At 63.7% G+C, this 26524-nt stretch carries 22 protein-coding genes and 1 pseudogene; 12 read left to right on the forward strand and 11 right to left on the reverse strand.

Annotated features, from left to right (window positions below; all coding sequences use genetic code 11):
- Nucleotides 1-44: 44 nt before the first annotated feature.
- Nucleotides 45-839 carry a YggS family pyridoxal phosphate-dependent enzyme gene (locus tag HPT29_RS04775; RefSeq protein WP_259060477.1) on the reverse strand — a complete coding sequence of 265 codons (795 nt, stop codon included), beginning with the start codon at nucleotides 837-839 and terminating at the stop codon, nucleotides 45-47.
- Nucleotides 836-2071 (reverse strand): trans-sulfuration enzyme family protein, encoded by a 1236-nt coding sequence (locus HPT29_RS04780; RefSeq protein WP_173947921.1) that lies wholly within the window; start codon nucleotides 2069-2071, stop codon nucleotides 836-838. The genes HPT29_RS04775 and HPT29_RS04780 overlap by 4 nt, the downstream gene beginning before the upstream one ends.
- A 121-nt stretch (nucleotides 2072-2192) precedes the next feature.
- On the opposite strand from HPT29_RS04780, the gene pdxR reads away from it, so the two are divergent.
- A complete protein-coding gene (gene pdxR, locus HPT29_RS04785; RefSeq protein WP_173947922.1) occupies nucleotides 2193-3629 on the forward strand; it encodes a MocR-like pyridoxine biosynthesis transcription factor PdxR in 1437 nt (478 codons plus the stop codon).
- Nucleotides 3630-3665: 36 nt separating this feature from the next.
- On the opposite strand, the gene HPT29_RS04790 is transcribed toward pdxR, so the two are convergent.
- The 3 genes from HPT29_RS04790 to HPT29_RS04800 all read right to left on the reverse strand — a co-directional run bounded on the left by HPT29_RS04790 (nucleotide 3666) and on the right by HPT29_RS04800 (nucleotide 6623).
- Nucleotides 3666-4352 (reverse strand): B3/B4 domain-containing protein, encoded by a 687-nt coding sequence (locus HPT29_RS04790; RefSeq protein ID WP_173947905.1) that lies wholly within the window; start codon nucleotides 4350-4352, stop codon nucleotides 3666-3668.
- A gap of 427 nt (nucleotides 4353-4779) precedes the next feature.
- Nucleotides 4780-6255, reverse strand: a complete 1476-nt coding sequence (locus HPT29_RS04795) for an FAD-dependent oxidoreductase (RefSeq protein ID WP_173947906.1) — start codon at nucleotides 6253-6255, stop codon at nucleotides 4780-4782.
- Nucleotides 6256-6281: 26 nt separating this feature from the next.
- Entirely contained in the window at nucleotides 6282-6623 is a 342-nt protein-coding gene (locus HPT29_RS04800; RefSeq protein ID WP_173947907.1) for a cupin domain-containing protein, read from the reverse strand.
- A gap of 143 nt (nucleotides 6624-6766) precedes the next feature.
- Here HPT29_RS04800 and HPT29_RS28690 point away from each other — a divergent pair, with 143 nt between their 5' ends.
- On the forward strand, nucleotides 6767-7021 hold the full coding sequence (locus HPT29_RS28690; RefSeq protein WP_349774710.1) for a hypothetical protein: 255 nt from the start codon (nucleotides 6767-6769) through the stop codon (nucleotides 7019-7021).
- Nucleotides 6991-7443 (forward strand): phosphoribosyltransferase, encoded by a 453-nt coding sequence (locus tag HPT29_RS04805; protein ID WP_349774711.1) that lies wholly within the window; start codon nucleotides 6991-6993, stop codon nucleotides 7441-7443. The genes HPT29_RS28690 and HPT29_RS04805 overlap by 31 nt, the downstream gene beginning before the upstream one ends.
- A gap of 439 nt (nucleotides 7444-7882) precedes the next feature.
- Here the strand turns inward: HPT29_RS04805 and HPT29_RS04810 are convergent, their stop codons facing one another.
- Entirely contained in the window at nucleotides 7883-9757 is a 1875-nt protein-coding gene (locus HPT29_RS04810) for a sugar-binding domain-containing protein (RefSeq protein WP_173947908.1), read from the reverse strand.
- 468 nt (nucleotides 9758-10225) lie between these two features.
- On the opposite strand from HPT29_RS04810, the gene HPT29_RS04815 reads away from it, so the two are divergent.
- The gene (locus HPT29_RS04815) at nucleotides 10226-11539 is read left to right on the forward strand and encodes a family 1 glycosylhydrolase (protein ID WP_173947909.1); all 1314 of its coding nucleotides are present in this window, start codon (nucleotides 10226-10228) and stop codon (nucleotides 11537-11539) included.
- 17 nt (nucleotides 11540-11556) lie between these two features.
- Nucleotides 11557-12777 carry a glycoside hydrolase family 1 protein gene (locus HPT29_RS04820; protein WP_173947910.1) on the forward strand — a complete coding sequence of 407 codons (1221 nt, stop codon included), beginning with the start codon at nucleotides 11557-11559 and terminating at the stop codon, nucleotides 12775-12777.
- 93 nt (nucleotides 12778-12870) lie between these two features.
- Here HPT29_RS04820 and HPT29_RS04825 read toward each other — a convergent pair whose 3' ends face one another.
- The 4 genes from HPT29_RS04825 to HPT29_RS04840 all read right to left on the reverse strand — a co-directional run bounded on the left by HPT29_RS04825 (nucleotide 12871) and on the right by HPT29_RS04840 (nucleotide 15559).
- Entirely contained in the window at nucleotides 12871-13236 is a 366-nt protein-coding gene (locus tag HPT29_RS04825) for an Rv2175c family DNA-binding protein (RefSeq protein WP_259060478.1), read from the reverse strand.
- A 514-nt stretch (nucleotides 13237-13750) separates the two neighbouring features.
- The gene (locus tag HPT29_RS04830) at nucleotides 13751-14011 is read right to left on the reverse strand and encodes a hypothetical protein (RefSeq protein ID WP_173947912.1); all 261 of its coding nucleotides are present in this window, start codon (nucleotides 14009-14011) and stop codon (nucleotides 13751-13753) included.
- 529 nt (nucleotides 14012-14540) lie between these two features.
- Nucleotides 14541-14924, reverse strand: a complete 384-nt coding sequence (locus HPT29_RS04835; protein ID WP_259060479.1) for a helix-turn-helix transcriptional regulator — start codon at nucleotides 14922-14924, stop codon at nucleotides 14541-14543.
- Entirely contained in the window at nucleotides 14885-15559 is a 675-nt protein-coding gene (locus HPT29_RS04840) for a cupin domain-containing protein (RefSeq protein WP_259060480.1), read from the reverse strand. Before HPT29_RS04840 ends, HPT29_RS04835 begins: the two co-directional genes overlap by 40 nt.
- A 158-nt stretch (nucleotides 15560-15717) precedes the next feature.
- On the opposite strand from HPT29_RS04840, the gene HPT29_RS04845 reads away from it, so the two are divergent.
- The 6 genes and pseudogenes from HPT29_RS04845 (at nucleotide 15718) to HPT29_RS04875 (ending at nucleotide 23936) form a co-directional block, all read left to right on the forward strand.
- Entirely contained in the window at nucleotides 15718-16248 is a 531-nt protein-coding gene (locus HPT29_RS04845) for an SMI1/KNR4 family protein (protein ID WP_173947913.1), read from the forward strand.
- A 20-nt stretch (nucleotides 16249-16268) separates the two neighbouring features.
- Nucleotides 16269-17756: a DUF1254 domain-containing protein gene (locus tag HPT29_RS04850; protein ID WP_173947914.1), complete on the forward strand. Its 1488-nt coding sequence runs from the start codon at nucleotides 16269-16271 to the stop codon at nucleotides 17754-17756.
- A 54-nt stretch (nucleotides 17757-17810) separates the two neighbouring features.
- Nucleotides 17811-19358: pseudogene (locus HPT29_RS28790) on the forward strand (DUF1254 domain-containing protein).
- 286 nt (nucleotides 19359-19644) lie between these two features.
- The gene (locus tag HPT29_RS04865; protein ID WP_247654102.1) at nucleotides 19645-20439 is read left to right on the forward strand and encodes a dienelactone hydrolase family protein; all 795 of its coding nucleotides are present in this window, start codon (nucleotides 19645-19647) and stop codon (nucleotides 20437-20439) included.
- Nucleotides 20440-20935: 496 nt separating this feature from the next.
- Complete coding sequence (locus tag HPT29_RS04870; RefSeq protein ID WP_259060483.1) at nucleotides 20936-23212, forward strand: PAS domain S-box protein; 2277 nt, start codon at nucleotides 20936-20938, stop codon at nucleotides 23210-23212.
- A 199-nt stretch (nucleotides 23213-23411) separates the two neighbouring features.
- Entirely contained in the window at nucleotides 23412-23936 is a 525-nt protein-coding gene (locus tag HPT29_RS04875; RefSeq protein WP_259060484.1) for a response regulator, read from the forward strand.
- Nucleotides 23937-24039: 103 nt separating this feature from the next.
- Here the strand turns inward: HPT29_RS04875 and HPT29_RS04880 are convergent, their stop codons facing one another.
- Nucleotides 24040-25248: a class-III pyridoxal-phosphate-dependent aminotransferase gene (locus tag HPT29_RS04880; RefSeq protein WP_173947657.1), complete on the reverse strand. Its 1209-nt coding sequence runs from the start codon at nucleotides 25246-25248 to the stop codon at nucleotides 24040-24042.
- Between the two features lie 503 nt (nucleotides 25249-25751).
- Here HPT29_RS04880 and HPT29_RS04885 point away from each other — a divergent pair.
- A complete protein-coding gene (locus HPT29_RS04885) occupies nucleotides 25752-26318 on the forward strand; it encodes a type 1 glutamine amidotransferase domain-containing protein (RefSeq protein ID WP_173947658.1) in 567 nt (188 codons plus the stop codon).
- Nucleotides 26319-26524: the final 206 nt, after the last annotated feature.

Below are 26524 nucleotides of genomic sequence, written 5' to 3' on the forward strand. Positions count from 1 at the left end.
ATCTCCAGAATGCTCGATGAGGCGAGGGGAGGTTCGGCTAGAGCTCACGTCGGTTGTGCACTACCCGCGAAACCCGGCCAATAATGACCATCGGGGGTGGGACGCTTGCCGAAGATGGCCTGGCCCACCCGCACGACGGTGGCACCTTCCTCGATCGCTTCCTCGTAGTCGCCGGACATTCCCATCGACAGCTCCGTCAGCTTTGCGTCATGCCGAACGACCTCGTCGCGCAGGCGGCGCAACAGGGTAAAGCATGGACGCACCTTCGCCATGTCGGAGCTGAAGAGAGCCAGCGTCATCAACCCGCGCGGCTTCAATCGGGGAAAACTCTTCAGTGTGTCCACGAACGGCAGTAGGGCATCCGGGTGCAGGCCGAACTTGCTCTCCTCCCCGGAGGTGTTGACCTGCACGAAGACGTCGAGGAAGCGGTCCTCACGCTCCAGCCGTTCGTTGAGGAGATCGGCCCGCCGCAGACTGTCGAGCGCGTGGAACTCGCGGGCGAAGCGGGTCAGGACCTTGACCTTGTTCGTCTGGAGATGCCCGACGATGCTCCAGTCGATGGCGAGGTCGCCCAGTGCCTCGCGCTTCGAGACGGCCTCCTGGATCCTGTTCTCGCCGAAGGAGTGGATGCCCGCCTCGAAGGCAAGCCGCAGGATGTGGGCCGGGACGGTCTTCGTGACTGGAAGGAGCCGCACGGACGGGCGGTCCCGTCCGGCGCGGGCGCAGGCACGCGCGATGCGTTCCTCGACCGCCGCCAGATTGGCGCGGAAGGAGGACAGCGGGTCGGACCCGAAGCGCTGGATGTCGTCCGGAGAAAGCGGCATGCGGTCGTCTGTCATGATGCCTCGATCGCCTGGCGCAGGTCGGCAATGACGTCCTCTTGGTTTTCGAGGCCGACGGAGAGGCGGATCAGATCCTCGCCGACGCCCTCCACCATGTGGGCGTCCTTGCGGATTGGCTGGCGGGCACGGGTGAGGCTGGCGGGATGGCAGATGAGGCTGTCGGCATCGCCGAGGCTGACGGCGCGAGTGATGAGACCGAGCCGATCCATCATCCGGCGTGCACCCTCGAACCCGGCATGAAGCCCGAAGGCCAGCATGCCCGAACCGTTGGACATCTGCTTGCGGGCGATTGCATGGCCGGGGTGGGAGTCGAGGAACGGGTAGCTCACCCAGGCCACCGCCGGATGCTCCTCCAGCATCCGCGCGACGGCCAGGGCCGATGCGCTGTGGCGCTCCATGCGCAGGGTCAGGGTCTTGAGGCCACGCAGGATCAGGAAGGAGGCAAGCGGCGAGATCGCAGCGCCGGTGATGTAGCGCAGGCCCGTCTCATGCAGCTTGTGCAGGGTCTCGGCATCGCCCAGCAGCGCACCGCTCAAGGCATCGCCATGGCCGTTGATGTACTTGGTCAGCGAATGCAGCACGATATCGGCGCCATGCTCGATCGGGCGCTGCAATGCGGGCGAGGCGAATGTGCTGTCGACGGCGACCTGCACGCCATGCGCGTGGGCGCGCTCGGTGATCGCGGCGATGTCGAGAACGGCACTCAGTGGATTCACGGGCGTCTCGAAGTAGACGAGGCGCGTCCGCTCGGTGATGGCCGCGTCGAGATTGGCCGGCTCGGCAAGGTCGACGGGGACAACCTTGATGCCGAAGCGCGGAAGGGCCTGCTCGACCATCGCGACCGTGTTCGAATAGAGCGTCCGGTGCACGATCAGCTCGTCGCCTTGCGACAGCAGGGACAGGGTCAGCGCCCCGAAGGCGGCCATGCCGGACGCGACCACCAGGCCGGCCTCCGCGCCCTCAATGTTGGCAAGCCTCCGCTCGAGGATCTCGGTCGTCGGGTTGTGCTCGCGCGCGTAGAGCCTGCCGCCGAGCGCCGCTTCGGCTTCGTTCGCCGCCACGCTGGCGAAGCCGTAGGTGGAGGTCAGGAAGACCGGCGGCTGGACGGCGTTCGAGAACGCGGCTGGGTCGAAACCGTGGTGAATGGTGCGGGTGGCAAAGCCGAGTTCCTCCCGGTCGTGTGGCGTATCCTGGAACTCTGCTTCGGGTTGCTTGGCGTTGCTGCTCATCGACTGCTCGGATCCCTCTTGGAATTGACTTGGAATATCGGCAAACTGGCTCAGGCAGAACGTCCAGTTGGTGACAAAGTAGGTGGTCCAGTTCGAAACAGGCATCGAACGTCCCCGCGGGATGGGAGCGCGCCAGATCTACGAAGCGCTCCGCGATCAGATCCTTGGCGGCGTGTTCGGGGTGGACGGGCCCTTGCCGTCGTCCCGTGCCCTGGCCCTCGAGCTGGGCGTCTCCCGCACGACGGTCATGGCCGCCCATGAGCAACTTCTGGCCGAGGGTTTCATAACAGTATGTCAGGGGAGGCGGCCGCGTGTCGCGCCGGCCGTGGTCGACAGGGACGTACGCAGCCAGCCATCGAAGAGTGCGCGGTCGATTCGCCTGTCTGCCTATGGGGAACGCGTTCGTACCACGCCGCCGTGGAGCAGGCCGGAGGCAGGCAAGCTGATCGCCGATTTCCGCTATGGCGATCTCGCGCCGTCGGACTTCCCGACGGCGGTTTGGAAACGCGCGGTCAACGCGGCCATGGTGCAGCGACCGGAGCGACTGACCTATGGCGATCCCCGGGGATCGCGACGGCTGCGCATGGCTTTGCAGGGCTACCTCTGGCGTTCACGGACACTGCGCTGCGATCCGGAGCAGATCATCATCGTCAACGGATCGCAGCAGGGGTTGGACCTGTGCGCCCGGCTGATCCTCGATCAGGGCGACCGCTTCGTGATCGAGAACCCCTGTTATGCCATGGCCCGGCAGATCTTCGCCGGCACGGGCGCCACACCCGTCCCGATTGCCGTCGATGATGATGGGTTGAGGACCGATCTGCTGGCCGGGATCGATGCGGGGCTGGTCTACGTCACGCCGTCGCATCAGTTCCCGCTCGGAGGCGTGATGCCGGTTTCGAGGCGCCACCGGTTGCTGGAATGGGCGCGGCAGCACGACGCCTACGTGATCGAGGACGATTACGACAGCGAGTACCGCTACGACATCAATCCGGTTCCCCCGCTGCATGGACTGGAGGACAGCGGCAACGTCATCTATCTCGGAACCATCTCCAAGACGCTCTCGCCGACCCTCCGGATCGGCTATCTTGTCGTCCCGCCCGGTTTGCAGGATGTGTTCGCAGTGGCCAAGCGACTGACAGACCGGCATTCTCCCGCCAACGAGCAGGAGGCTTTGGCCTCGCTCATCGAAGGCGGTGCTTATGAAAGGCATGTGCGCCGGGTACGCCGCCTCAATGGCGAGCGGCGGCAGACGCTGCTCAACGTGCTGCGCCTCAAGTTTGGGGACAGGATCGCCGTCGATGGAGCGGACGCCGGGTTGCACATCGTTGTGCGGTTCAAGGACCTGCCGCAATCCCTGGAGGCCGCCCTCATCGAACGGGCGCGCCTTGCCGGGGTCGGAGTGCATTCCACCTCACCGCTGTACAGTCCGGGCGCGGACGGCATCCGAGCCGATCACGTCAGTCTCGTGATGGGCTATTCCGCCCTGGATACCCGGCGGATTGAGAGGGGCGTCCATCTTCTGGCTGAGGCTATCGTGCAGGTTCGAGGGGATGCCTGAAAGGGCAGGGGGAACCAACGATCGAAGGACTCGGCCTCAGGTCACGGAGACCCTTTGTCTTTGGATTTCGCAGCTTGGCATGAGCTGTGACAACCCTTGGACGAGCATGTCGCCCGCTTCATCGAGGGCGTTCTCCGGCATGGTGCCGAGGGCCTCGAGGATGAACCACATCCGGCCTGCTGCGGTCTCCAGACGGGTGCGGGTACCCTGACGCCAATTCCATCGCCTACACGTGACGCCGAGATCGTCCCTCCAGATCACCTCGCCCGGTGCTGGATGCTCCAAGACCGCTTCCCCATTCATCATGGTGTCGAAAATTTCCGTCCCATCGGCGACCGTCAGGTGGGGGCGCCCAACGTACGCGTCGAAGTTCTCCCCGCCGACGGGCAGGGCGTAGCGGAGACTGACGGCATTGTAGAGATCGACCACGGGGTTGATTGCTGGGATCCGGCCGTCCTTGATGACGCGCTTTCTCAAGGCCTGGGCAGAGCATGGCGTCCGGTTGGGCTTCGCACCGAAGCGCTGGTACGCGTCCGACCAACTGGCCAGGTGAGCGTCCGCCCAAGATGGTCCGCCCGCTGAAACGAACTCACAGGCAGTCGTCAGGACGCTGGAGTCGAAGCTTCCTTCCTTGGCCCCCTCGGCATCGACGTGAATGCTCAGGGCACGGAAGTCAGGGGCAATCCCCTTGATCGGTTCAGCGATGATCGGAGTCTCGAACATACCACTCGGTTCCGTTGTTTGGTTCGGGCTGGAATATCGGTCATGCTCTGGACGGTCAACGTATCGACATGCCTAGCGCTTCGGCGGGTGCGAACACCGTACGGACTGTTCTGCGCGATATGGGAAGGTCTGGAGCTGGCACTGGGCTGACCTTAGCGACAATTCCGTATTGGCGGCGTGAGCTGACCTTCACACGACCAAGCTGAAGGGCAGTCCGTGACCCGAATGAGACGTTCAGGCAGGCCAAGTGCATCGGCTCGCTATACAACGTGGAAGCCGTTGAGCTGCCCAATGCTAGATTGAGATCGATCGTTCAGAGGTATCCTCTCTCCAGTCGACGCGGCATCCCTGTTCTTCGCCGAGGTGCCGTAAGGGCTTGGGCGGATGGCGGACCTCGACCAAGAGACATAGCGTCCCGCCGCGGGCGTCAGATCGCCCGCGGCGGCAGCGGCTCACGGGCCGGGCCGTGAATGACAGTTCCATCAGCTTCGAACATCGAGCCATGACAGGGACAATCCCAGGTCCGGTCCGCGTTGTTCCAGGTCACGGTGCAGCCCTTGTGCGTGCAACTGGCCGACACGGCGTGGAGATCGCCGTTGTCATCCCGCCAGACGGCAATCTTCTCATCGCCGCGGGTGATCACCCCGCCTTCACCCGGTCCAATCTCCGCAACGTTGGCGACGAGGGACTGTGTGCCCCCGCTCTGGTGGAAGTCTTCGGGCGCAGGCCGCGTCGGGTCGTAGAGCTTGCCCCAGAGGCGTGAGCCGGTCGCAATCTCAGCGGCGATCTGCAAGCCGGCCGCCGTGCCGTTGCTGATGCCCCACCCATTGAAGCCGGTCGCCACATGGAAGCCCGAGGACTTCTTCGGGTCAGGCTGGCCCACGTACGGCGTGCGGTCGGCTGTGTCGTAGTCCTCGTTGCACCAGCGCCAGACCACCTCGCGGACAGGAAGGTTCGTCCGAGCCCACTGCTCCAGTTCCAGGAAGCGCCGGGCGACATCGCCGTCCTGGCCCGTGTTGAAGCGAGGTCCCAGCGTGATCAGCAACGGCCCGTCCTGATCACGACCCGCCCGGATCGAGTGCGTCGGATCGTCGATGCTGATGAACATGCCATCAACGGCCGCGGGGTCCTCTGGCCGGAACGCCATGGCGACATGGCTGCGGGGCTGGGTGCGGTTGGCGTAACCGACCGGGCTCTTCGCCGTCATGTTGGTCGCGATGACCACGTGGGCTGCCTTGACGGTCTCCTGTGCAGTCCCGATGCGCCACCCGTCGTCCTGGTCAAAGGACGTGGCCCGGCTCTGCTCAAAGATCCGGCCGCCCCGAGCCTCGACCGCTTGGGCGAGGGCCACCAGATAGCTTGCCGGATTGAACTGGGCCTGGTCAGGGAAGCACAACGCGCCTGCCGTGGGGAAGGGCAGGGGTGCTCGGTCGAGAACCTGCGCCTCGAAGCCGAGGATCCGGGCAGCCTCGGCCTCCTGGCGGATGGCATCCACCCGGTGCGGATCACAGGTATAGGCATAGGCCGCTTTACGTTCGTAGTCGCACGCGATGCCCAGCGTCTCAATCCAGGTGCGGATCCGTTCGACGGCGACGCGATTGGCCTCGGCGTACAATACAGCAATGTCCTGGCCGACTGTATCGATCAAATGGCGGTAGATCAGGCTATGCTGCGTCGTGATCTTGGCCGTCGAGCGGCCGGTCACCTGAGCACCGACCCGGCGGGCCTCCAGCACCACGACCGACTTGCCGGCCTCACACAGCGACAGGGCCGCCGTCAGTCCGACGATGCCGGCGCCGACGATCACCACATCGCAGTTCTGCGAGCCAGTCAGGCTCGGAAAGCCTGCCTTCGGGGCTGTTGCAACCCAGCAGGAGTCATTGCGTCCGGGGAGTGCGGCCATCAGGTTCTCCAGCGCCGGTCGTCGGATCAGGACGACTCGCGGCCGTGCACCTGCGCCGGCGGGGCTGTGGCTTCAACAGCGGTGAAGGTTTCCAGGATACGGTAGGTGTGTTCGGCGCCCGCCGGAACCACCCAGGAATCGCCTGGCTCCAGTCGCACCGTCTGCCCCTCGATCTCCAGCTCGGCCCGTCCCGCGATGACGTAGCCGACCACTTCGTACTCGTGCTTGTGCAAGGGTTTGTCTTGCGTCGGTTCCTCATCGCGCCACATCCGCATCGAGACGCGTTTGCCGGAAGCGAGATAGACCTCGCCTTGAGCACCTGTGGGCGAGTGGGCGCTGCTGACCTTCTTCACGGTGGTATCGGTCATCCGCTCCTCCTGTCTTGTGTTGGGGGGAAACGGGGCCGATACCTACCGCGTTCCCTCACAGGCCGCTTGAGTGAACTTTCCATATCCGGCAACAGCGGCGTGGGACTGGTTCGTTCCACGGCTGCGCCAAGGAGGCCTGACCCATGCAATCGGATCACCTGAGCTTTCGGGACAGGGCGGACGCAGGGCGCCAGCTTGCTCAGCGTCTGATGGCCAATGTGGTGCAGAACCCGGTCGTGCTGGCGTTGCCGCGCGGCGGCGTGCCGGTGGCCTTCAAGGTCGCCAAAGCCTTGCGGGCGCCACTCGACCTCATCGTCGTGCTCAAGATGGGGCGCCTGGCCAAGCCGAGTTCGGCCTGGGTGCGGTCGTGGACGGAGCCCATCCGCAGGTCATACTGAATGATGAGCTTCTTGGGCATTTCAATGTGCCACGCGGCTACATCGAGGAAGAAACTCAGCGGCAGCTTAAGGAGATCAGGCGCCGGCGCGAGCACAATCTGGCGGGCCGGCAGCCCGTCGCCGTGGAGGGGCGTGTCGCCATCGTGGTGGATGACGGCATCGCCACCGGCGGCACCGTGCGGGCGGCGCTGAAGGGCGTGTCCAAGGCCCAGCCTGCCCGGCTGATCCTCGCGGTTCCGGTCGCGCCCGCGGACACCATGGAGCGGCTCCGAACAGAAGCGGACGAGGTGATCTGCCTGACGACGCCGGAACCGTTCTACGCCGTCGGCGAGCACTATGAAGATTTTCGCCAGACCTCGGATCGGGAGGTGACCACGCTTCTGGACGAGGCCCAGCGTTGGAACAGGCAGAATGGCCCATGAATGTCACCGATCTTGGTAACCTGCCATTGTTGAGCTCCAGGAAATCCGCCGGGTCGTAGGTCAGCTGGGAGGCCGTACCGCGGAGGGCCAATATGGCAGGGCCTCCGGTTCTCAGGGTTGGTGATCATAGGCATTGAGCAGTCGGGTGAAACACTGAAGGTTGAATGCGCGGAGTTGCCGGCCCACAAGTGAGATGAAATGTGGACGGCTTTCAAGTTCAAACCTGTCGAGGAGACCGAAGATTTGTGCCCACTCAATATGTCGATGCTCGCGAGCAATCCAGGCTGCGTACTTCCAAATTCGCTGTGTGGTCGCGTCGTCCATTCACTGGTGGCGCTCCGTGCGGTCTGAAGATCCCGCAGCGTTGCAGAAACCACGGCGCTGCGACAAGAGCTCTCTCGACATTCGGCATTGAGGCAGTCCTGCTGGCGAGAGATGCCTATTCCTGCCCACGCTCACGCCGCCGCCGTTCCACCTCCTGTTTGATCAGCACGTCCAGGATCTCGCTTGGCACCGCCTTTGAGGGACGGCTGTTGATGGCGCGTACGCGCTCGATGTCGAACTTCGGCTCGCGGTTCACGGTCAGGAGCCCGTTGGTCTCCTGGGCGGTGTCGGTGAGCTGGGTGTAGCAGAACCCGGCCAATGCGGTGGAGGCAAGCAGCGCGTCAACGAGCTCCTCATAGCGGACGAGCAACTCGTCGGCGCTGGAAAACTGGCCATAGCCGAACCAGTCCTCGGTCGCTTGGGGCACGAACCCCAATCCCCCGAACTCGCTGATCACAATCGGCTCGTTCTCGATCTTGGCTCCTTCGCCCAGCAGCGGATGGTGGTGCGGGCGCACCTCGCGGAACGTACGCGCGATGGTCTCCCGGTCAGCATACCGCTCGCGCAGCATCGCGCCGGTGGGCGCATAGTCATGCACGCCGAAGATGTCGCCCACGGCGTGCTGCCAGCCGTCATTGCCGATCACCGGACGGGTCGGGTCGAGCGCCTTGGTGAGATGGTAAAGCGACCGCACGAAATGCCGCTGCTGGGCCGAACGGTCGAGGTCCGGCACCCCCCAGCTCTCGTTCAGGGGCACCCAGGTGATGATGGCGGGATGATTGTAGTCGCGGCGGATCGCTTCCTGCCATTCGCGCGTGAGCATCTCGGCCGCACGGTCCGAGTAAACATAGGCATTGGCGGCCTCGCTCCAGACGAGCATGCCGAGCCGGTCGCACCAGTAGAGAAAGCGCGGATCCTCGATCTTCTGATGGATCCGGATGCCGTTGAAGCCGAGTTGTTGGGCCAGGTCCACCTCGCGCCTGAGCGCTTCGCCATCCGGGGCAGCCAGAAGCGAATCCGGCCAGTAGTTCTGCGCCAGGACGAGCCGCAGGAAGATGGGAATGCCATTGATGATGAAGCGCCCGTCACGAGCCTCGATCCGGCGCAGCCCGAAGTAGCTTTCGACCCGGTCGACGACGGCGCCACTCCCATCGATGAGTTCGATGGTCGCCTCGACGAGGTTGGGATGCTCGGGAGCCCACAGCAGCGTGCGGCGCCGGCGCACCGCCGCGTCGTTGATGTCCAGAAGCAGGTCGCGCCGGACCTCGCGGCCCGTGAGGAGACAGGTATCATCGACGAGGGTGCGCAACGGCCGGTCGCCTCTCAACTGCACGCGCACGCGCCAGTCATCGGGCGGCGTCTGGTCCAACCTGATGACCAGGCCGACACCGAAGCGGTCGACATCGGGTGTCCAGCGCAGCTCGGCAATCGCCACCGCTGGAACCGGCTCCAGCCAGACTGGCTGCCAGATGCCGGTGGTCCGGTGATACCAGATGTAGCCGGGCTCCTTCTCCCAGTACTGCTTGCCGCGCGGCTGCTGCAGGTCCCGGGGCTCGTCCTCGGCACGCACAACGATCACTTGGGCCTCGCCGGGGATGAGCAGGGGAGTGATATCGGCTGAGAATGGTGTCTGCCCGCCGACATGCTCGACCGCCATACGGCCGTTGACCCACACGGCGGCCTTGTAGTCGACCGCACCGAAATGAAGGAGAAACCGGTCCCGACGGTCCGCGTCCTCGATCCGGATCTCACGCCGATACCAGACCACCGGGTGAAAGCCTGTGTCATGTACTCCGGACAGCTTGCTCTCGGGCGGAAAGGGCACCACGATTTCGCGGTCGAAGGGCTCCGCCCGCTCAAACCAGCGCTCGGTGTTACCTTTATCCTCATCATCAAGGGCAAACCCCCAGGGGCCGCACAGGTCGATCCAGCGCTCCCGGCGCAGCTGCGGGCGTGGATGGAGGTCGGGCTGGGAGATCGTATCGGTCATGTCCTGTCCACTTCGTGGTCGTCACGTCGGCTCAGTACCGGCCTCGGAGATAGCGAAGGCCAGCCGGTGGGGTGACCAGGGTCAGAGGCGTTTGCTCCGGCTGTCCCTGCGGATTGGCTCCGCCACGAGATGCGCGGTTTTCCTGTGGGGGTGGCACCTTCTCATGCCCATGGACTAGCTGTTCACTATCCGGCCTGGATGACACCCTCTTTGGGCCGGCGTGGTGCTGACGGTTAAGGGGATCAGTCCGGGTCGGCATGGCCGCGCTCCCCCCCGGCAGAAAGCCGGATCACTCACTCGCCCCCGACCAACGCACGAGAGCAGGGGAGGTTCTCAAGCAGCGGATCAGATGCAACTTTCTTAGCTGTGAGCAGTTTCCTACCTTGGACCACATGACGGCCGAGGTTCATCCGCGGCCCCACCGCTGTGCAGCAGTGGCAGCACTGACGCTCAAGGGACGGCCTCGGCATGACCCAAGCGCTTCCGCCTCGATCCCAGCTGTCGCGCCTGTCCGCGCCCGATGCGTTCTGGTGGTCGACTGGCATTGAAGACACCTTCATCACGGCACCGCACCCGGTCACCGGACGCACCCTGGACGAGTACGAGCTGACCGGCCACTACGACCGTTGGCACGAGGACCTTGGTCTTGTGGCTGAACTGGGCGTCCCGTGCGCCCGCTATGGCGTGCCGTGGCATCATATCCAGCCTGAGCCGAACACCTGGGACTGGACCTTCCCGGATGAGACCCTGGAGCGGCTGCTTGATCTTGGGGTCGAGCCCCAGGTTGATCTCGTTCATTATGGGCTGCCGGCTTGGATCGAGAACGCGTTCCTGCATCCTGACTACCCGAAGCTCGTCGCCGAGTATGCTGGGCGTCTCGCCGAGCGGTTTCGAGGACGGATCACCTGGTACACGCCGCTCAATGAGCCCCGCATTACCAGCTGGTACTGCGGGCGCCTCGGCTGGTGGCCGCCGTTCCGGCGCAGCTGGCCCGGCTTCGTGGCGCTGATGCTGGCCATCGCAAAGGGCATGGTCGAGACGGTCAAGGCTCTGGAAAGCGTCGATCCCGAGATCGTGCCTTACTTTGTTGATGCCACCGACCTCTTCGATACGGACGATCCGGCATTCGAGGACGAGGCCCGGCGCCGGCAGGAGGTCGTCTTCCTTGCTCTTGATCTCGTCTCAGGGCGGATCGACGAGCGCCATGCGCTGTGGCCATGGCTGCTGAAGAACGGAGCGCGGGAGGCCGATCTCGCCTGGTTTCTCGACAATGCCGTGGCGCTGCCGGTCATCGGCATGAACCTGTACCCGATGTTCACGCAGAAGAAGCTGCTGCGGGATGCCGGCGGGCGCTTTCGCATCCGCATGCCCTATGCAGGCGCCGATCTCATCATCCGGCTTGGACGCCTTTACCACGAACGCTATCGCGTGCCGCTCATGATCTCGGAGACGGCCTCAATGGGTTCTCTGCGGCGCCGACTCAACTGGCTCGACGCCTCCATCGCCGCCACGCGGCAGCTCCGCCAGGAGGGCATTCCGCTGGTGGGCTACACGTGGTGGCCGATGTTCTCCCTCGTCACCTGGGCCTACCGTCAGGGTCGCCGTCCGGTGACGGAGCATCTGGCCGAGATGGGCTTGTGGGACATTGTCCCGGACGAGTCGGATCCCTTGCGCCGGGTGCGGACACCCGCCGTGGACATCTACCAGCAACTCGTGAGAGGCGGGATCGAGGCGGTCGGCATGCTGATGGAAGCCTCGTCCCATGCAGCCGCACTACGCTGAGACAAGGGGAGGACGGGATGTTCCGAAGCTTCTTTCTCGCTGGGTTCGAGGGCTCCACAGGTTACAACCGACACGGTCACTGGTTCGACCAAGTGGTGGCGACCGGCCACGACGGAACGGTCGATAAGGATTACCGGGAACTCGCGAAACTCGGTCTTCACGCGGCACGCGAGACCATCCGCTGGCCCTTGGTGGACCTCGGAAAAGGGCGCTACGATTTCTCCACGGTTGAGCCGTTTGTCGAGGCGGCACGCCGCCATGGCATCGAGATCATCTGGGACCTGTTCCATTACGGCTATCCGCAGGGGCTGGATCTCTGGGGCGAGGAGTTTCCGAAGCGCTTCGCCGATTACTGTCATGCGGTCGGCCGCTACATCGCCTGGCATGGAGAGGGGACTTACGCCTTCACGCCGGTCAATGAGCCGTCATTCATGTCCTATGCGGGGGGCGAGAAGGGCCTGTTCGCGCCTCATGTGACCGGACGCGGCTGGGATCTGAAGGTCGCGCTTACGCGCGCCGCCATTGAGGGCATCAATGCCCTATGGGCGGCCTGCCCGGCGGCACGCATCGTCAATGTGGATCCACTCTGCCGGGTGGCCTGTCCGTTCGACTGTCCCGATCTGGAGGAGGTGCGCGACTTCAACGAGCGGCTTGTGTTCCAGAGCTGGGACATGCTGTGCGGACGCCTTCTGCCGGAACTGGGTGGCAGCCGCACGCACCTGGATGTGGTGGGTATCAATTATTATTGGACCAACCAGTGGGAATGGGGCGTCTCACCCCGAGAGGATGGGGTCATCCCGCCGCTCGCCGATGACGATCCGCGCCGATGGTCCCTGAGCGCTCTCGTTCGTTCGGTGTGGGAGCGTTACGGCGGTGAGGTGATGATCACGGAGACCAGTCATATTGGTGACAGTCGTGGCCGCTGGCTGCGGGAGGTGGCGGATGAAGCGGAGATGCTTCTCCGCGACGGCGTCCCAATCCGCGGCGTGTGCCTCTACCCGATACTCGGCATGCCAGAGTGGCATGATCCGGACATCTGGACGCCGATGGGCTTGTGGGACCCCGTCTGTCACCATGATCCCTGTGGCGAGCGCCTGATCTGCGGGCCTATGCTGGAAGCCCTGCAATCCGTACGCCATGTCGACGACCTTCACCAAGTCGTTCTTGCTAGCCCCAGCATGGTTGGGCCAATGGCCACACGAAGAGGGCCCGAGAGGAGGCAGATGGCGGCCGAGTAGATGAGTGAGGAAAGAACCAGCCAAGATCTTCAGCCTGGTTTAACCTGGTTGAAGGCCGCGGCTCATTCGGAACCCCTACAGAGTGGAGAACGTTCATCCGGCCCCATGCAAGCGGGCGAGCTGGATCACTTCCGTGACGTTGCCCCGCCGCAAAGCCTCGATCGGCGCTGCGCCACCGAGAGCGGGATCCCCGCTCAGCAGCCACTCAAGTCGCATCCAGGGCGAGCGGATCGGCATCGAGCGGAGCGCCTCCGACAGGCCTGTCACCATGCCGCTGATCTCAAGCTGGCACGCCGGATAGGCGGTGCCGCCCGGCAGAGGCAGGGCAATAATCGCCTCCTCGGCGGCCAGCTCCTGCAGCGTGACGACATCGGTCCCGAGCATGCGGGCTGCCTCGGGCGCAGTGAGGGTGCCACCCGCTTTGCGGAGAAGGTCAGCCTTGATGTCTTCCGTCCTCAAGCTGATGTACCTCGCTGGCAATCGGGAGGATATCACAAGCCGGGAGGCGTGGTGAATAGTGTAGCGGGCATGCCGCACTGAGACCATTCTCAATGGATGGATCGGTCACCGTGCCGCGATAGCCATCGTGGGGACACTGCGAACTTCAGCCCTGGTGGTGTCGGTATCTGAGCCTCCATTCGTCAGAACCGGGGCAGGTGCCCGGCCGATGAGCCAACAGACGCCAGCCGCTGTAAGGGACCCGCGTGAGCGGTCGTGCTGGCCTGCTCTTGATGACGGGCTCTCGTCCAGGAGCGAAAGGGTTGCCCGTCAGCTTTGCCAACTGACCAGACGCCAGCCCGCTTCAGCTTGGCTGGAAAGAAAAGGACCCGGCACTGCTGTCGTGCCTTGGCCGGGGGCGGCCTCGGCTTGGCGCTCGTCAAGGTTCTCCTCGCCTTCGCTTAGTCCTTTGTCAACGGCCATCTCCATGTTCGGGCCACGCGCATGCGCTCGAAAGATCTCCGATCCATCGAAATTATCTTTCCATCGCGGCAATGCCGCTGCTCAGGTAGATCACCGGCACTTTCGCCGCCTGAGCCAAGTCCCGAGCGCGTCCGCGCGCCCTGTCCAGCGTGCAGTCCATGGAACCGCTGGACCCTTGGTAATCGGGACCCAAGCCTTTGCCGGTCACTCTGTAGAAGTAGCCAATGGCCGGCTCGCGAATGACCTCAATGAGGATAAACTTCTCCGGATCAGCGGGCCTTTCTCCTTCAGCCAGTTGCTGGAAGCGGGGCATCACACCCTCCTTCTGGACTCAACAGCCGATTATCCGTCGTTTGCCGAGAGCCTGATAGCCCTGAAACACTAGGTGGACGCGAGCAGAGCTAATGGCAGCAGTTTAGTTCAGCCAGTCGTGGCCGAGTTCGTCCTCGAACCAATGCTCGATATCGGCTCGGACGGAGGTCGCACTCCGGAACTCCAGGTACTCCGGTGGCGATGATTGGACTTTGAACCACGTTGCAGACGGGGACTGTGCATTGCGTCACACCGGCGATATTCGCAACCCTGCAATGGGATAGGCCCCGAGGGGCGTCAACGACAATAGCCAGAGGCTGAACTGCCTGTCCGAACGGACCCTATGCGAAATTGATGATGATCCGGAAGGTCGTCTAATGGCACATCCCGGAAGTACGTCGAACTTCCGTATTCATAGGGTAAGCTGACCTTCAAAGGCCAAGCCTAACGGCTCAGTTTGACCCGGTGCAGACCTTGCCGCAGGGTGCAAGGCAATGTGATGCCCACAGCCGCCCGCCCACAAATGGCCGTCACGCGTGGAGCGTCCGGATCCAGTCGTCGAAGTCCCGCCACGTGCCGGACTCGATTGGCGAGGCCGCAGGGTCGACCTCCGGGCCGCGCGACTGATGGCGGGCATCGGATGCGGATTGCCCGAACTGTTGCCTGAAGGCCCGGGCGAAATGATCGGTACGCAGAAAGCCGAAACCGGCCGCGACCTCGGAGATGCGCCGGGTGTCCGCTGGATCGATGAGGGCAGAACGGACCCGCTCGAGGCGTCTTGCCTGGATGTAACGCTGGACCCCACCTTCCTGATCGAACAGCCGATAAAGCGTCCGCCGAGACACGCCCACCGCATGGCAGACGGCATCCACATTCAACGTGGCGGAAGCGAGACGGGACTCGATGAACCGCATCGCGCGCCGCCGCAGGAGTAGTTCAAGGCCGGGCGTGCGGCTTCCACCCCGACGAGCGATGGCTGAAAGCAGGCCGTCAGGATTTCGCACGTCGCCCGGCTCAGCACCCGCCCATCCCCCATCGGCAGGCTGGGGAGGCGCCGCGCCAGCAGGTTCAGGTAGTCGGCCAGGAGCAGCGCATGGGGACCGGTCGGTGCACTGCCGTGGAGAGCGGTGAGATCGGGCAGCCGCTGTTCAAGCAGATCCCTGGGCACGAACAGCGCCACCAGGTCGGAATCCGGTTCATCGCTGATGAGCTCGCGGGCGAGGTCCACCACGCTGACCTGCCCCGCCGTTCCCTCGAACTCGCCGTCCGAAGTCTGGGCCTTCCATCCCCTGGTCCGATACAGGTTGAGCACGAAGTGGTCGAGACCGTCCCGGCGCACCCGTGCCGTTGACCGGACATATCGCTGGTCGCCGAGATGGGCGTCGGTGACGATCATGTCGCCGAGCTGGAAGGCCTCGACACTAGCGCCGAAACCGGCTGCAACGTCGTAGCTTGGCGGTTCGACATCGTAGACGACGGCAATGCCCTCGCGCCAGGCATCGAAGTACCGGGTTGCGAACTGGGTGCTGGGGATTGTCGAAGGGTCCACGATTCCCGCCTCGATCTTGCCCGCGCGCAGATTTTGGCACGCTGGGTCAAGTCTTGGCACGGAGATGGTCTTCAGGCCAGCCGGCGTGGGCATACACTCGCCCCCAAGCTGCTTTCGTGTCGCGTCCGAACGCCATCACTCTTCGGTGAGGAGTGCCCATGCTGATCGACCCAGACCCCGTCAGTGCCCTCAAGCGGATCGAAGCCTGGCTGGCCCGCGAGTACCCGGACCGCCTGCCGCTCTTCCGACCCGGGGCCTCCGCCGGCACGCTCCAGCGGGTCGAGGCCAAGCTCGGGGCGACGCTGCCTGGCGACATCCGGATGCTCTATGCCGCCCATGACGGCCAGCCGGAGGGAGCTCCAAGCCTCTATCTCAACCAGCGCTGGCTTCCGGTCGATGTCATGGCCGTAACCTGGGAGGATCTCTGCCGTCGCTATGGCGCCGCCGTAACGGCGGAGTGGTCGACGGGATGGCTTCCTCTCTTCGGCAGTGTGCGGGGCGATCACTACTGCGTCGACATCCGTGTCCGTCCCTCGGGCCGCGCGGGGCCGATCATCTGGTTCCTCTATGACAACCCTGAGCGCGCGATCATCGCGCACGACATCACGCAGATGCTGGAACGGGTCGCCGATGGGGTCGAAACCGGGAGATGGCGCCTGGACGATGGCTATGACGGATTCAGCGACTGATCATGGAAAGAAGGACGACGATGACCCGCCACCCGACGACACTGACCTTTGCACTGCTCGCCTCGGCCTTGTGCCAGTTCCCGCCCGCCCTGGCGCAGCAGCCGGCCGCCCCGCCCTTGGTCGAGCAGATCAACAAGGGCAACTGGCTGCCGCAGACCGAGGCCGAGGCGCTGCGCGACGAGCTCTTCTACCAGCGGGCCGTCCATGCCTACATCACCATGCTGCCGGCCCTGAACCTCATCGGCATGCGCGACGGCTCGGAAGCGACCTTCGGCAAGGGTTACAACGTCCTGCCGATCTGGAAGGAGCGGATGGACTCGCGCACCTGGATTCCGACGCCCAATGGCGACGTCATCTACTCGTTGGGTTTCCTCGACCTGAAGGAGACCGGCCCGCTTGTCGTCGCCGCGCCGCATGATGTCATCGGCATGTTCACCGATATCTTCCAGCGCACGATCACCGATGTTGGCCTGATCGGCCCCGATCAGGCACGTGGCGGGCTCTATCTCCTGCTGCCGCCGGATTACGACGGCGCGATCCCGCAGGGCTACTTCGCGTTCAAGTCCCCGACCTACAATGTCATGCTGTTCTTCCGCACCGTCATGGGAAAGGGCGCGACGGCACCGGACCCGAAACCGGCCGTTGCGCTGGCGGAGCAGACGCGCATCTACCCGCTCTGGGCTCCGGAAAAGGACACGAAGCCCATGCAGTTCCCGAACGGCAGCGGCAAGCGCATCCAGATGATGTATCCGGTCGATAATGCCTACTGGACGAAGCTGAAGGGGTTCGTCGACCACGAGCCCGTCTCGGCCATCGATCCCGAGTTGCGCGGCGTGCTGGCCTCGATCGGCATCGTCAAGGGCCAGCCGTTCAATCCAACCGCGAAGCAGAAGGACCTGCTGAAGAAGGCGGTCGAAACAGCGCCGAAGATGATCCTGGCCCTGCGCCAGCTCGGCCGCCCTGACGAGCGAAATCTCTATTACAACGACAGGCTGTACGAGAACGTCTGGGCTGGCGCCACGTCCGAATGGCTCCAGAGCAGCTATCTCGATGTCGACCAGCGGGCCGGCTTCTTCCAGATCGCCTTCTCGTCCGCGCCGGCCATGGTCATGCACACGCTGGGCGCGGGATCCAAATATCCCACGACGCGCCGGGACGCGAACGGCGAGTTCCTGAACGGCTCGAATACCTACAGGCTGCGCCTGCCCCCCGATGCGCCGGCCGCGCTGTTCTGGGCCGTCACCCTCTACAACATCACCGACGGAACCATGGTGGAAACCCCGCAACTGATGCCGTCGGTCAACAGCCTGAATGAGGCCGTGGCGAAGAACGGGGACGGCTCGATCGACCTGTGGTTCGGCCCGTCGAAGCGGGCGAATGCACCGGACACGAACTTCATCCAAACGATCAACGGCCGAAACTTCATCGCCACGGTGCGCCTCTATGGCACGGGCGCCGCGTTCTTTGACCAGAGCTGGAAGCCGGATGACGTCGTGAAAGTGAATTGAAGCAGTCAAAGCAGGGGCGATGCCGCGTCAAAGCGAACCGCAACGGAGAGCCCGATGAAAAATCCCGACACCCTGTCCACCACCCGTCGCGACGCCCTGAAGGGCGGCCTCGGCGCGGCATCGCTCGCCGCGCTCGGCGCCCGGGCGGCCGTTCCCGCCACCGTAGCGACGGCCGCGGCTGCCGTCACGGCCGGCACGGCGCTAGGGCAGGAGGCTCCGGCATCCAGCGCGACGGTCACGCAGCCAGCCACCGGCATCGACATGCACCCGGGCTACGCCCGGACAATCGCCCAGATGGCCTATGTCTGGGGCTGGCCGATCGTGAACATGATCAACCGAAGGGCCAGGATCACGCAGGCCCCGCATCCAGGGTTGCTGGGCGGCATCCTGCCCGCGGCGCCACGCGGCCAGATCGGGATGCTGCACGACTATATCGAGCCGTCGCAAACGTTCATCGCCTGTCCCAACCAGGACGTCGTCTACGGTCTCGGTTTCTTCTCGCTCGATGAGGAGCCGGTCGTCATCCAGGTGCCGGATTTCGGGGACCGCTTCTGGGTCTATGCCCTGTACGATGCACGAACCGATCAGTTCGGCCACCTCGGCAAGCCCTACGGGTCGAGACCCGGCTTCTATCTCCTCGCGGGTCCACGATGGAGTGGCCTGAAGCCAAATGGCATCACGGAGGTCTTCCGGTCGCCGACCACGCTCGGCAACGCGATTCCGCGTGTGTTCATGGATGACACGCCCGAGGACAGGAAGGCGATCCAGGCGGTGATCAACCAGGTCGTCGTGTATCCGCTCAAGGACTTCACCGGCACGATGAAGACGATCGAATGGGACAGGTAACCGAACATTCCCGTTCCGGCATCGGAAAACAGTGGCAGCGGCGCCGAAACCAGGTGGGTCATTCCCGAGAAATTCTTTGACCAGCTCGGCGACGCCATCGCGATTGCCGACCCTCTGCCGGGCGAACAGGCGATGTATGGACAATTCCGATTGCTGCTCGATGCGGCGGCGAACGATCCCGAGCTGAAAAAGCTTCTGAGCGCGACTGCCGTCGAGACCGAGGAGAATGTCATCCAGCCATTCCATGAGTGGAGGCATAACGGGCGCCCGGTCGGCAACAACTGGAACCGGTCTCTCAACAACGCGCAGTATGGCGTGGATTACTTCAACCGGACAGCGACGTCCAAATCGAACATGTTCGAAAACCGTCCCAACGAGACGCAGTATTTTTACACGGACCATGACGGCGCTGGCGGTCAGTTGACCGGTAGCGGCAACTACGAGATTACGTTCGCAGCCGGACAGGAGCCGCCGGTCAATGGTTTCTGGTCGTTGACCTTGTACAACGAGCACCATTTCTTCCACCCCAACGACCTCAAGCGGTACTCGCTCGGGACCAAGAACAAGACCCTCAAGCGCAACCCCGATGGTTCCCTGACGCTCTATGCCGGCGCGAAGGCGCCGGGCGGGGACAAGGATTCGAACTGGCTGCCGGCGCCCGATGGCACGTTCTCGCTCTACATCCGTGCCTATTGGGGCAAGGAAGGCATCCTCGACGGCTCGTGGAGGCCGCCGGTCATTCGAAAGGTGGCATGAAGCGGCGCCGAGGTCGCCTGATGGTGGCGGTTATCGGTATCTCCCAGGTTGTCGGGGCCGGCGCAGGAATGGCAGCTAATGGCACGGGGCTGACCTTGCCCATCCGCCTGCATTCGCAGCGCGAGCGGACCTTCGCACAATCTTCCGAAGACCTCCTTGTTTGAGTGCCCTGGCGATAGCCATGACCCTTGGAAAGGAGCAGTATCACCCCGGGAGGGAAGCTAGGCGCTGCGTACTAGGGAGCTGTGGAGGCTTTTCCGTCCCTGAAAATGAGCAGGAGATCCTCATGAGGACAATCGTGGCAGCAGCATTCTGGGCGTTGGTGATGACCACAAGCTCGTACGCAGCAATCAGGGAGGAGCCGGTCACGTACCAGGACGGCACCACGACCATGAGGGGCTTCGTCGTCTACGACGATGCAGTTCAGGGCAAGCGTCCCGGTATCATCATGGTGCACGAGTGGTGGGGCATCACCAAGCACATGCACACCGAGGCGCAGAAGTTCGCGCAACAGGGCTACACCGCGTTCATTGCCGACATGTACGGGGACGGGAAGGTCGCCGACAATCCCAATGACGCCGGCGCCTTAGCGACTCTCGTCATGAAGGACCCGAAGGTGATGGAAGCGCGCTTTGGTGCCGCGCAAGCTCAACTTGCTCGACATCCCTCCGTTGACCCGACGCAGATCGGTGCGGTTGGCTACTGCTTTGGTGGCGCTGTCGTGCTGAACATGGCTCGTGCCGGCGCCGACCTCGATGCGGTGGCCGGATTCCACGCCACGCTCGGCCTCAACACACCCGCGCCTGCGCCTGGCACGGTCAAGGCCAAGGTCCTTGTTCTGAATGGGACCGACGATCCGTTTGTGAAACGCGAGGAGTACGAGGCGCTTAAGAAGGACTTCGATGCGGCGAAGGCTGAGTACCGGGTCATTGAATATCCTGGGGCGGCGCATGCTTTCACCAACCCGGAGGCCACAGAACTCGGCCGGAAGTTCAACCTGCCGCTTCGGTACGACGCACAGGTGGACCAAGCGGCGAAGGGCGAAGCATTGAAATTCTTCAAAGTCAGCCTTCAGAAGTAGGGAGCTTCTCCGAGCACCGCAGCGTCGGCTGACGCTGCGGTGCAAGACATCAGGTGATCCGACCTTCCACATGTGCCTGGGGAGCGGACGTTTAGACAATTGCCCTCACGGACCGCGTTTGACCCACTGCGGACCATCCCGTGGTTGGGGCGTATGTCTGGAGAGAGCGCGGCATGCTACCGTCATAGCCAGAGCTTCGCATGGGACGCTTTCCATAATCCAAACTGGCTGGAAGGGTGTAGATTCGTCGCGTCGCGTTCAGGGCAGCGCTGGCCTGATGCCAGTCCCATTAACCTCCCTGAGGAGGTCACCATGTACGCACGACTGACGACGTTTCCCGTCAAGCCCGACAGGATGGATGACATGCTCCGCTGGCGTCAGGAGAGGGCCATCCAGCAACTCTATCCGGAACATTAATCAAGGGATCGGCTTATAGTCCTTGTAGGCTGCCTCAGTATCTCCGCGTCCGCGCGTCGCGACACGTATGGAGAGCAGCATGGAAAGCACAGTCGAGCTTCTGCCCAATGGCGGCATCATGGGCGCACGCGTGCGACACCACGATTGGGCTTCCACGTCCCTTGGCCCCATCGCAACGTGGCCTCAAAGCCTGAAGAGCCTCGTCAATCTGGTTTTGGCGGCGCCGCTCCCGATGAACCTGTTGTGGGGGCCAGAGCTCATCCAGATCTACAACGATGCCTATGCGCCGCTCATGGGGCTGAAGCATCCTGCCGGCTTGGGCCAGCCAGCGGCTGAGTGCTGGCAGGAGGTCTGGGAGGTCACCGGGCCGCTCTACGTGCGTGTGTTCGCGGGCGAGACGGTGGTCCTGGAAAACAGCCAATGGATCTTGAACAGGCACGGCGTTCCGGAAACCGCCTGGTTCGACAACTATCTCACCCCGGTCCTCGATGAGAATGGCGCGGTCGGCGGCGCACACGTCATAGCGTTCGAAACGACAGGGCGTGTCAAGGCTGCGATGGAGCGAGACCGGTCCGAGCAGGCAGTGCGGGCGAGCGAGCAGCGTCTGCAACGGGTCATCGAGACCGATGCGGTTGGCATGATCTTCTTTGACCATTCCGGCACGCTCGTCGACGCCAACGATGTCTTCCTGAACATGATGGGCTATACCCGCGCCGAGGTGGAGCGGCGCGAACTGACCTGGCGCCGACTGACCCCCGCAGAATGGGTAGGGGTCAGCGAAGAGCAAATGCAGAAGCTCGCCGCCACGGGACGGATTGGCCCCTACGAGAAGGAATACATCCTCAAGGACGGGTCACGTCGATGGATGCTGTTCGCTGGGCGCGATCTCGGGGATGGAACAACTGCGGAATATTGCCTCGACATCACCGCCCGCAAGCAGGCCGAGGCTGCCCTAAAAACGAGTGAGACCCGGCTCCAGGCCGCCATCGATCTTGTTAGCCTGTCGCCCTACACCTGGGACCCGGTCACGGGAGCGCTGGACTGGGATGCCCGGCTCAAGGCGATGTGGGGCCTGCCCCCGGATGCTCCTGTCGACCACGAGGTTTGGCTATCCGGCATTCATCCCGAAGATCGGCCGCGCGTCGAGGCCGCTATCGCCCAGTGCAGCGATCCCGCCGGTCCTGGGATCTACGCCATCGAGTACCGCGTGATCGGGATCGGGGATGGGATCGAGCGTTGGGTGTCCACCCACGGCCGGACCACCTTCGAGCATGGCTGTCCCGTTGCGTTCATGGGAGCCGCCTTGGACATCACGGAACGCAAGCGGGCCGACGTGGCCCTGCGAGAGAGTGAGGAGCGCTTCCAGCAGTTCGCCGAGTACTCCCGCAACGTGCTGTGGATCGTCGACTTGGCGACGATGAACCTTGAATACCTGAGCCCCGCCTTTGAGGCCATCTGGGGCGAAACAATCGAAAGCACGCTTGGCGATCACGGTCGCTGGGGTCGCTTCCTCCATCTGGATGACCGGCAGCGGGTGTTCGATGCGCTTGATCAGGTCAGGCTGGGAGAGACGATCACGGAAGAGTTCCGCATCGTCCGTTCTGATGGGGCGGTGCGCTGGCTCCGCGATACCTTTTTCCCTATACGTGACGCGCAGGGCCGGATCCGCCGTGCCGGCGGCATTGCCCAGGACATCACCCGCCCTGACGGGCGCTTCGTCTACGTGGTCGATGCCGATGAGGTGTCGCGTCAGATCCTGACGAGCGGGCTGCGCGACGCCGGCTATGACGTGAGGGCCTTCCCGTCCGGCAAGGCTTTCCTGGAGGCAGCCCCGGCTCTCGCGGCCGGCTGCGTGGTGCTCGACATCCGCCAGCCCGAGGCGGGCGGTCTGAGCATCCCGCGGGAGCTCAAGGCCCGGCGCATCGGCCTGCCGGTGATCGTCCTGGGCGCGCTCCAGAGCGATGTAAAGTCTGCCGTGCAGGTGATGAAGGCCGGCGCGGTGGACGTCCTGTCCATCCCCTATGCTCCGGATGAGCTGCTGGCCGCCCTTGCGTCGGCCGCCGCTGACATCTCCCAGGCCGACGAGCGCGACCAGGAGGCCCACCGGGCCCGGGGACGCTTCGCCGAGATGCCGGTTCGCGAACGCGAGGTCCTGGAGGGCCTGCTGGCCGGCCAGACCAACAAGCAGATCGGGCGGGCCATCGGCCTCAGCCCGCGCACGGTGGAAACCCACCGCGCTCATGTCATGCAGCGCCTGGGCGCCAGGACGATCCCGGAGCTGGTGCGGATCGCCGCCCTGGCGGGCGTGCAGGCCCGCCCGCAGGTGAGCCGTGACGACGGGGCCGACAAACCTTGAGTTCCAGCAGGCCCTGATCGCCCGAACGCCGCTGCAACACGATACGGAACAATCCCCGGTGACTACCGGATGCCGCGTTCATCCTGATCCCCGACACTGCCCCAATGGGCATGTGGCCATGCCGGGACCGCTGCGGATCGGCCGGGCCACATGCAGCATCGAAGCTCTGAGGCAGCCAGGAAAAGGACGAGGAAAGCCCGTGACCTTATCAGTCTCTCAAGCAAGTTTGATCAACCGCCACGTGCTGATCGTCGAGGACGAGTACTTCATTGCCGACGACGTCGCACAAGTTCTGGAGCGAGCTGGGGCGGCGGTGGTCGGACCGGCTCCGACCCGGGAGGCAGCGCTGGCCTTGCTGACGTCTGAAAGGGTCGACATTGCCGTTCTCGACATTGACCTGCATGGCGAACCGGTGTTCCCGGTCGCCGATTTTCTCAGGGCGCGAGTTATTCCCTTCATCTTTGCGACCGGCTACAGCCAAGCTTCCCTGCCGGCCGAGTATCGAGACGTCGCGACTTGGGAGAAGCCATTCGACGCCTATGCCTTGGCACTGGCTCTCGCGAACCTGACGGGAGATGCCGCGAAATCCAGAGTAGGCTCAGACCTTTCGCTTGCGGCTCCGCCGACAGACCAACGCGCAATCCGCTCCTCACACCAGACAGAGGCCGGACCTAGGGCATCGGGCGATTACACGGCCGCATATCCACCAGCAGCCTTGCGGTAGCTCCAGCACTCGTGCAGCGCGAAGTGATCGCAGATGTGCTCACCCGCTTGAGCACCGGAGCCAGCCTACATCGCGTCCAGGTCGTGTTCGGCCGAGCCCGGGCTCATGGACAGATCAGCGGTACGGCTGCGCCAACAGGCATTCTTCCGCCATCACACCTTACAGGGTTTACCCTGACGGTAGGTTGCAGGCATTGCGCCAGTATCCGCAGTCCCTCCACGGCGGTCACGTCATCAATGGTCAGTGCGGGAAACAAGGTCAGTGTCGTGTCCTCGGTAGTGATCAGAAGGCCGTTCTCGCGACAGCGAGTCTGAATGCGCTCGGCATATTCGGCATCACCAATATCGACCCCGACCGCCAGTCCCTGAACGCGCACCTCCGTTTGAGGGCCAAATGGCATCTGCAACAGGCGCTCCCGCATGAAAGCGCCGATAGTGGCGACGTCGACCAGGATCTCGTCTCCTTGCTCTGCCCAGATCTGAAGATTCGCCAAAGCCGCCGCGACGCTGAGCGGATGCCAGCCATAGGTCGAATAGACGCCGAGCTCCTGCATGGCCGCTGCAACCGCCCGGATGGTCAGCGTCGCCCCCATGGGAGCGTAACCCGCGGTGACAGCCTTGGCGAGACACACGATGTCGGGTTTGAGGCCGAACAGCTCAAAGCCGAACATGCGACCCGTCCGGCCGAAGCCGGTCGCTACCTCATCGATGATGAGGAGTGTGCCGTAACGCCGGCACAACCTCTGGACGCCTCGCATGAAAGTGCGGTCTGGAATGAGGACGCCGAGATTGCAGATGATAGGCTCCATGATGAAACCGGCCACGTCCTCCCGACTCAAAAGAGCCTCGACGCGCTCCAGGCGCGTGGCATCGAGCGGTGGCTTGATCTTGGCGGAGGATGGGCGCAGGCCCGGAATGCGCCCGCGGAGATGGGAGTCTCCGACGCCGCGATTAGCAATGGCATTGCCGTGATAACTGCCCTCGATGGCGACGAACTTGCTGCGCCCGGTATGCAGTATCGCCGCCTGCAGGGCGATGTCCACGGCCTCGCTGCCGCCGGCCGCTCGAAAGCACTGCGTCAGCCTACCGCCCGCGAGTTGTGTCAGGCGGTCAACCAACTCTGCCCAGGGTTGGTAGCGATAATAGGGATGGACGTACGTCGGGCCGTCGAAGTCGCGGATTGCCGCAATGATGTCCTTGCGCCTCCAGCCAAGATTGCCAACGCACCAGCCGGCCGTGAAGTTGATATAGCGGCGGCCGTTCGCGTCGAAGATGAGGCTGCCCTCGGCGCGCGTCACGACGAGGTCTTCCATCCCGGCCTCATTAGCGGGGGCTTTCCGTTCCCGCACTCTGGCTTCCATAGCGAGCCTCGATCGTTCGGCTTGGGCGGTCTAGGGATCCGGCAAAAGGTGGTAGTCAGCGTTCGTTCCGCAGCCCAGGATCCGTTACGCCAACCGGATGAGGAACAACTGTCGGCTTGCCTCCGGGGTGGACATAAGATCCTGTGGCCTAACAGGTGATGCAACAAAAGTATCCGTGATCCAGCGTTAGGCGATTGCCTACCACGGCGATGTCTATCTGGCCATGACGGTTGCTCCCTCAGTGATAGTCCCTAGGAACGGCACCCCGCTGCCTATCATTTCTCGACATCCGATGACTTGGCTCGACCGACCACTCATTGGGCAGGCCTGGCACGTACTGGCCAAGGGAAATCATAGCAGTTCGGGCGCTTCTCCCCACCTCGTGCTGGCAGACGGGGCTGTGCTCATGAGGCACTGCCCTATCAACCCACCTCGCATTGAACGGAGACGGATCCATGGCAGACGGAAACCTGAACGGGCTGAAGGTGGCCATTCTGGTCACGGACGGGTTTGAGCAGGTCGAACTGCTCGAACCCCGAAGGGCCTTGGATGAGGCCGGGGCCGAAACCCTGGTCGTTTCACCCAAAGGCGACCGAGCGCGAGGTTGGAACTTTACCGATTGGGGCGATGAGGTTGCAGTAGACGTGCCCCTCGACCAAGCGAAGCCTGACGACTTCGACGCCCTTCTGCTGCCAGGCGGCGTGATCAATCCCGACAGGCTGCGGATGGATGACAACGCGATCGCCTTCGTGCAGGCGTTTGTTGATGCCGGAAAGCCGGTGGCCAGCATCTGCCATGGTCCCTGGACCCTGATCGAGACCGGCAAGATGCAGGGACGGCGCATGACCTCCTGGCCATCACTCCAAACCGATCTGGAGAACGCTGGAGCCCACTGGGTCGACCAGGCGAGCGTCGTCGACGGCAATCTAATTACCAGCCGCATGCCCGATGACATCCCAGCCTTCAACCGCGACATGATTGGCCTGTTCAACCAGGCCCGCACACGACGGCCGGCGGCATGAGTGCCGTCCGACTGGAGCCGGGCAGGGTGGAACAGCGTCCCTTCGGTCCCACGCAGGGCGGTGATCGGTGAAGCCCACCGCGCCGCCGCAATCAGCAGCTTCCGCGGGGGCGATCTTGGCCAAGCCGATGCTGTGTGCCCGAGGTCATGAAGCATCGCTGCTGGTGAGATCCCCGGCTCCTGAATAACCCAAACCACTTGATCGCA

The organism is Microvirga terrae, assembly GCF_013307435.2.
Taxonomy (GTDB): domain Bacteria; phylum Pseudomonadota; class Alphaproteobacteria; order Rhizobiales; family Beijerinckiaceae; genus Microvirga; species Microvirga terrae.

What these genes read in the sequence shown, in the direction of transcription:
- HPT29_RS04850 (WP_173947914.1), top strand. Translation starts at nt 16,269, where the DNA reads ATGACCCGCCACCCGACGACACTGACCTTTGCACTGCTCGCCTCGGCC.
- HPT29_RS04810 (WP_173947908.1), bottom strand. Translation starts at nt 9,757, where the DNA reads ATGACCGATACGATCTCCCAGCCCGACCTCCATCCACGCCCGCAGCTG.
- HPT29_RS04780 (WP_173947921.1), bottom strand. Translation starts at nt 2,071, where the DNA reads ATGAGCAGCAACGCCAAGCAACCCGAAGCAGAGTTCCAGGATACGCCA.
- HPT29_RS04820 (WP_173947910.1), top strand. Translation starts at nt 11,557, where the DNA reads ATGTTCCGAAGCTTCTTTCTCGCTGGGTTCGAGGGCTCCACAGGTTAC.
- HPT29_RS04775 (WP_259060477.1), bottom strand. Translation starts at nt 839, where the DNA reads ATGACAGACGACCGCATGCCGCTTTCTCCGGACGACATCCAGCGCTTC.
- HPT29_RS04865 (WP_247654102.1), top strand. Translation starts at nt 19,645, where the DNA reads ATGAGGACAATCGTGGCAGCAGCATTCTGGGCGTTGGTGATGACCACA.
- HPT29_RS04830 (WP_173947912.1), bottom strand. Translation starts at nt 14,011, where the DNA reads ATGCCCCGCTTCCAGCAACTGGCTGAAGGAGAAAGGCCCGCTGATCCG.
- HPT29_RS04885 (WP_173947658.1), top strand. Translation starts at nt 25,752, where the DNA reads ATGGCAGACGGAAACCTGAACGGGCTGAAGGTGGCCATTCTGGTCACG.
- HPT29_RS04870 (WP_259060483.1), top strand. Translation starts at nt 20,936, where the DNA reads ATGGAAAGCACAGTCGAGCTTCTGCCCAATGGCGGCATCATGGGCGCA.
- pdxR (WP_173947922.1), top strand. Translation starts at nt 2,193, where the DNA reads ATGGGAGCGCGCCAGATCTACGAAGCGCTCCGCGATCAGATCCTTGGC.
- HPT29_RS04880 (WP_173947657.1), bottom strand. Translation starts at nt 25,248, where the DNA reads ATGGAAGACCTCGTCGTGACGCGCGCCGAGGGCAGCCTCATCTTCGAC.
- HPT29_RS04815 (WP_173947909.1), top strand. Translation starts at nt 10,226, where the DNA reads ATGACCCAAGCGCTTCCGCCTCGATCCCAGCTGTCGCGCCTGTCCGCG.
- HPT29_RS04845 (WP_173947913.1), top strand. Translation starts at nt 15,718, where the DNA reads ATGCTGATCGACCCAGACCCCGTCAGTGCCCTCAAGCGGATCGAAGCC.
- HPT29_RS04790 (WP_173947905.1), bottom strand. Translation starts at nt 4,352, where the DNA reads ATGTTCGAGACTCCGATCATCGCTGAACCGATCAAGGGGATTGCCCCT.
- HPT29_RS28690 (WP_349774710.1), top strand. Translation starts at nt 6,767, where the DNA reads ATGCAATCGGATCACCTGAGCTTTCGGGACAGGGCGGACGCAGGGCGC.
- HPT29_RS04800 (WP_173947907.1), bottom strand. Translation starts at nt 6,623, where the DNA reads ATGACCGATACCACCGTGAAGAAGGTCAGCAGCGCCCACTCGCCCACA.
- HPT29_RS04795 (WP_173947906.1), bottom strand. Translation starts at nt 6,255, where the DNA reads ATGGCCGCACTCCCCGGACGCAATGACTCCTGCTGGGTTGCAACAGCC.
- HPT29_RS04835 (WP_259060479.1), bottom strand. Translation starts at nt 14,924, where the DNA reads ATGCGGTTCATCGAGTCCCGTCTCGCTTCCGCCACGTTGAATGTGGAT.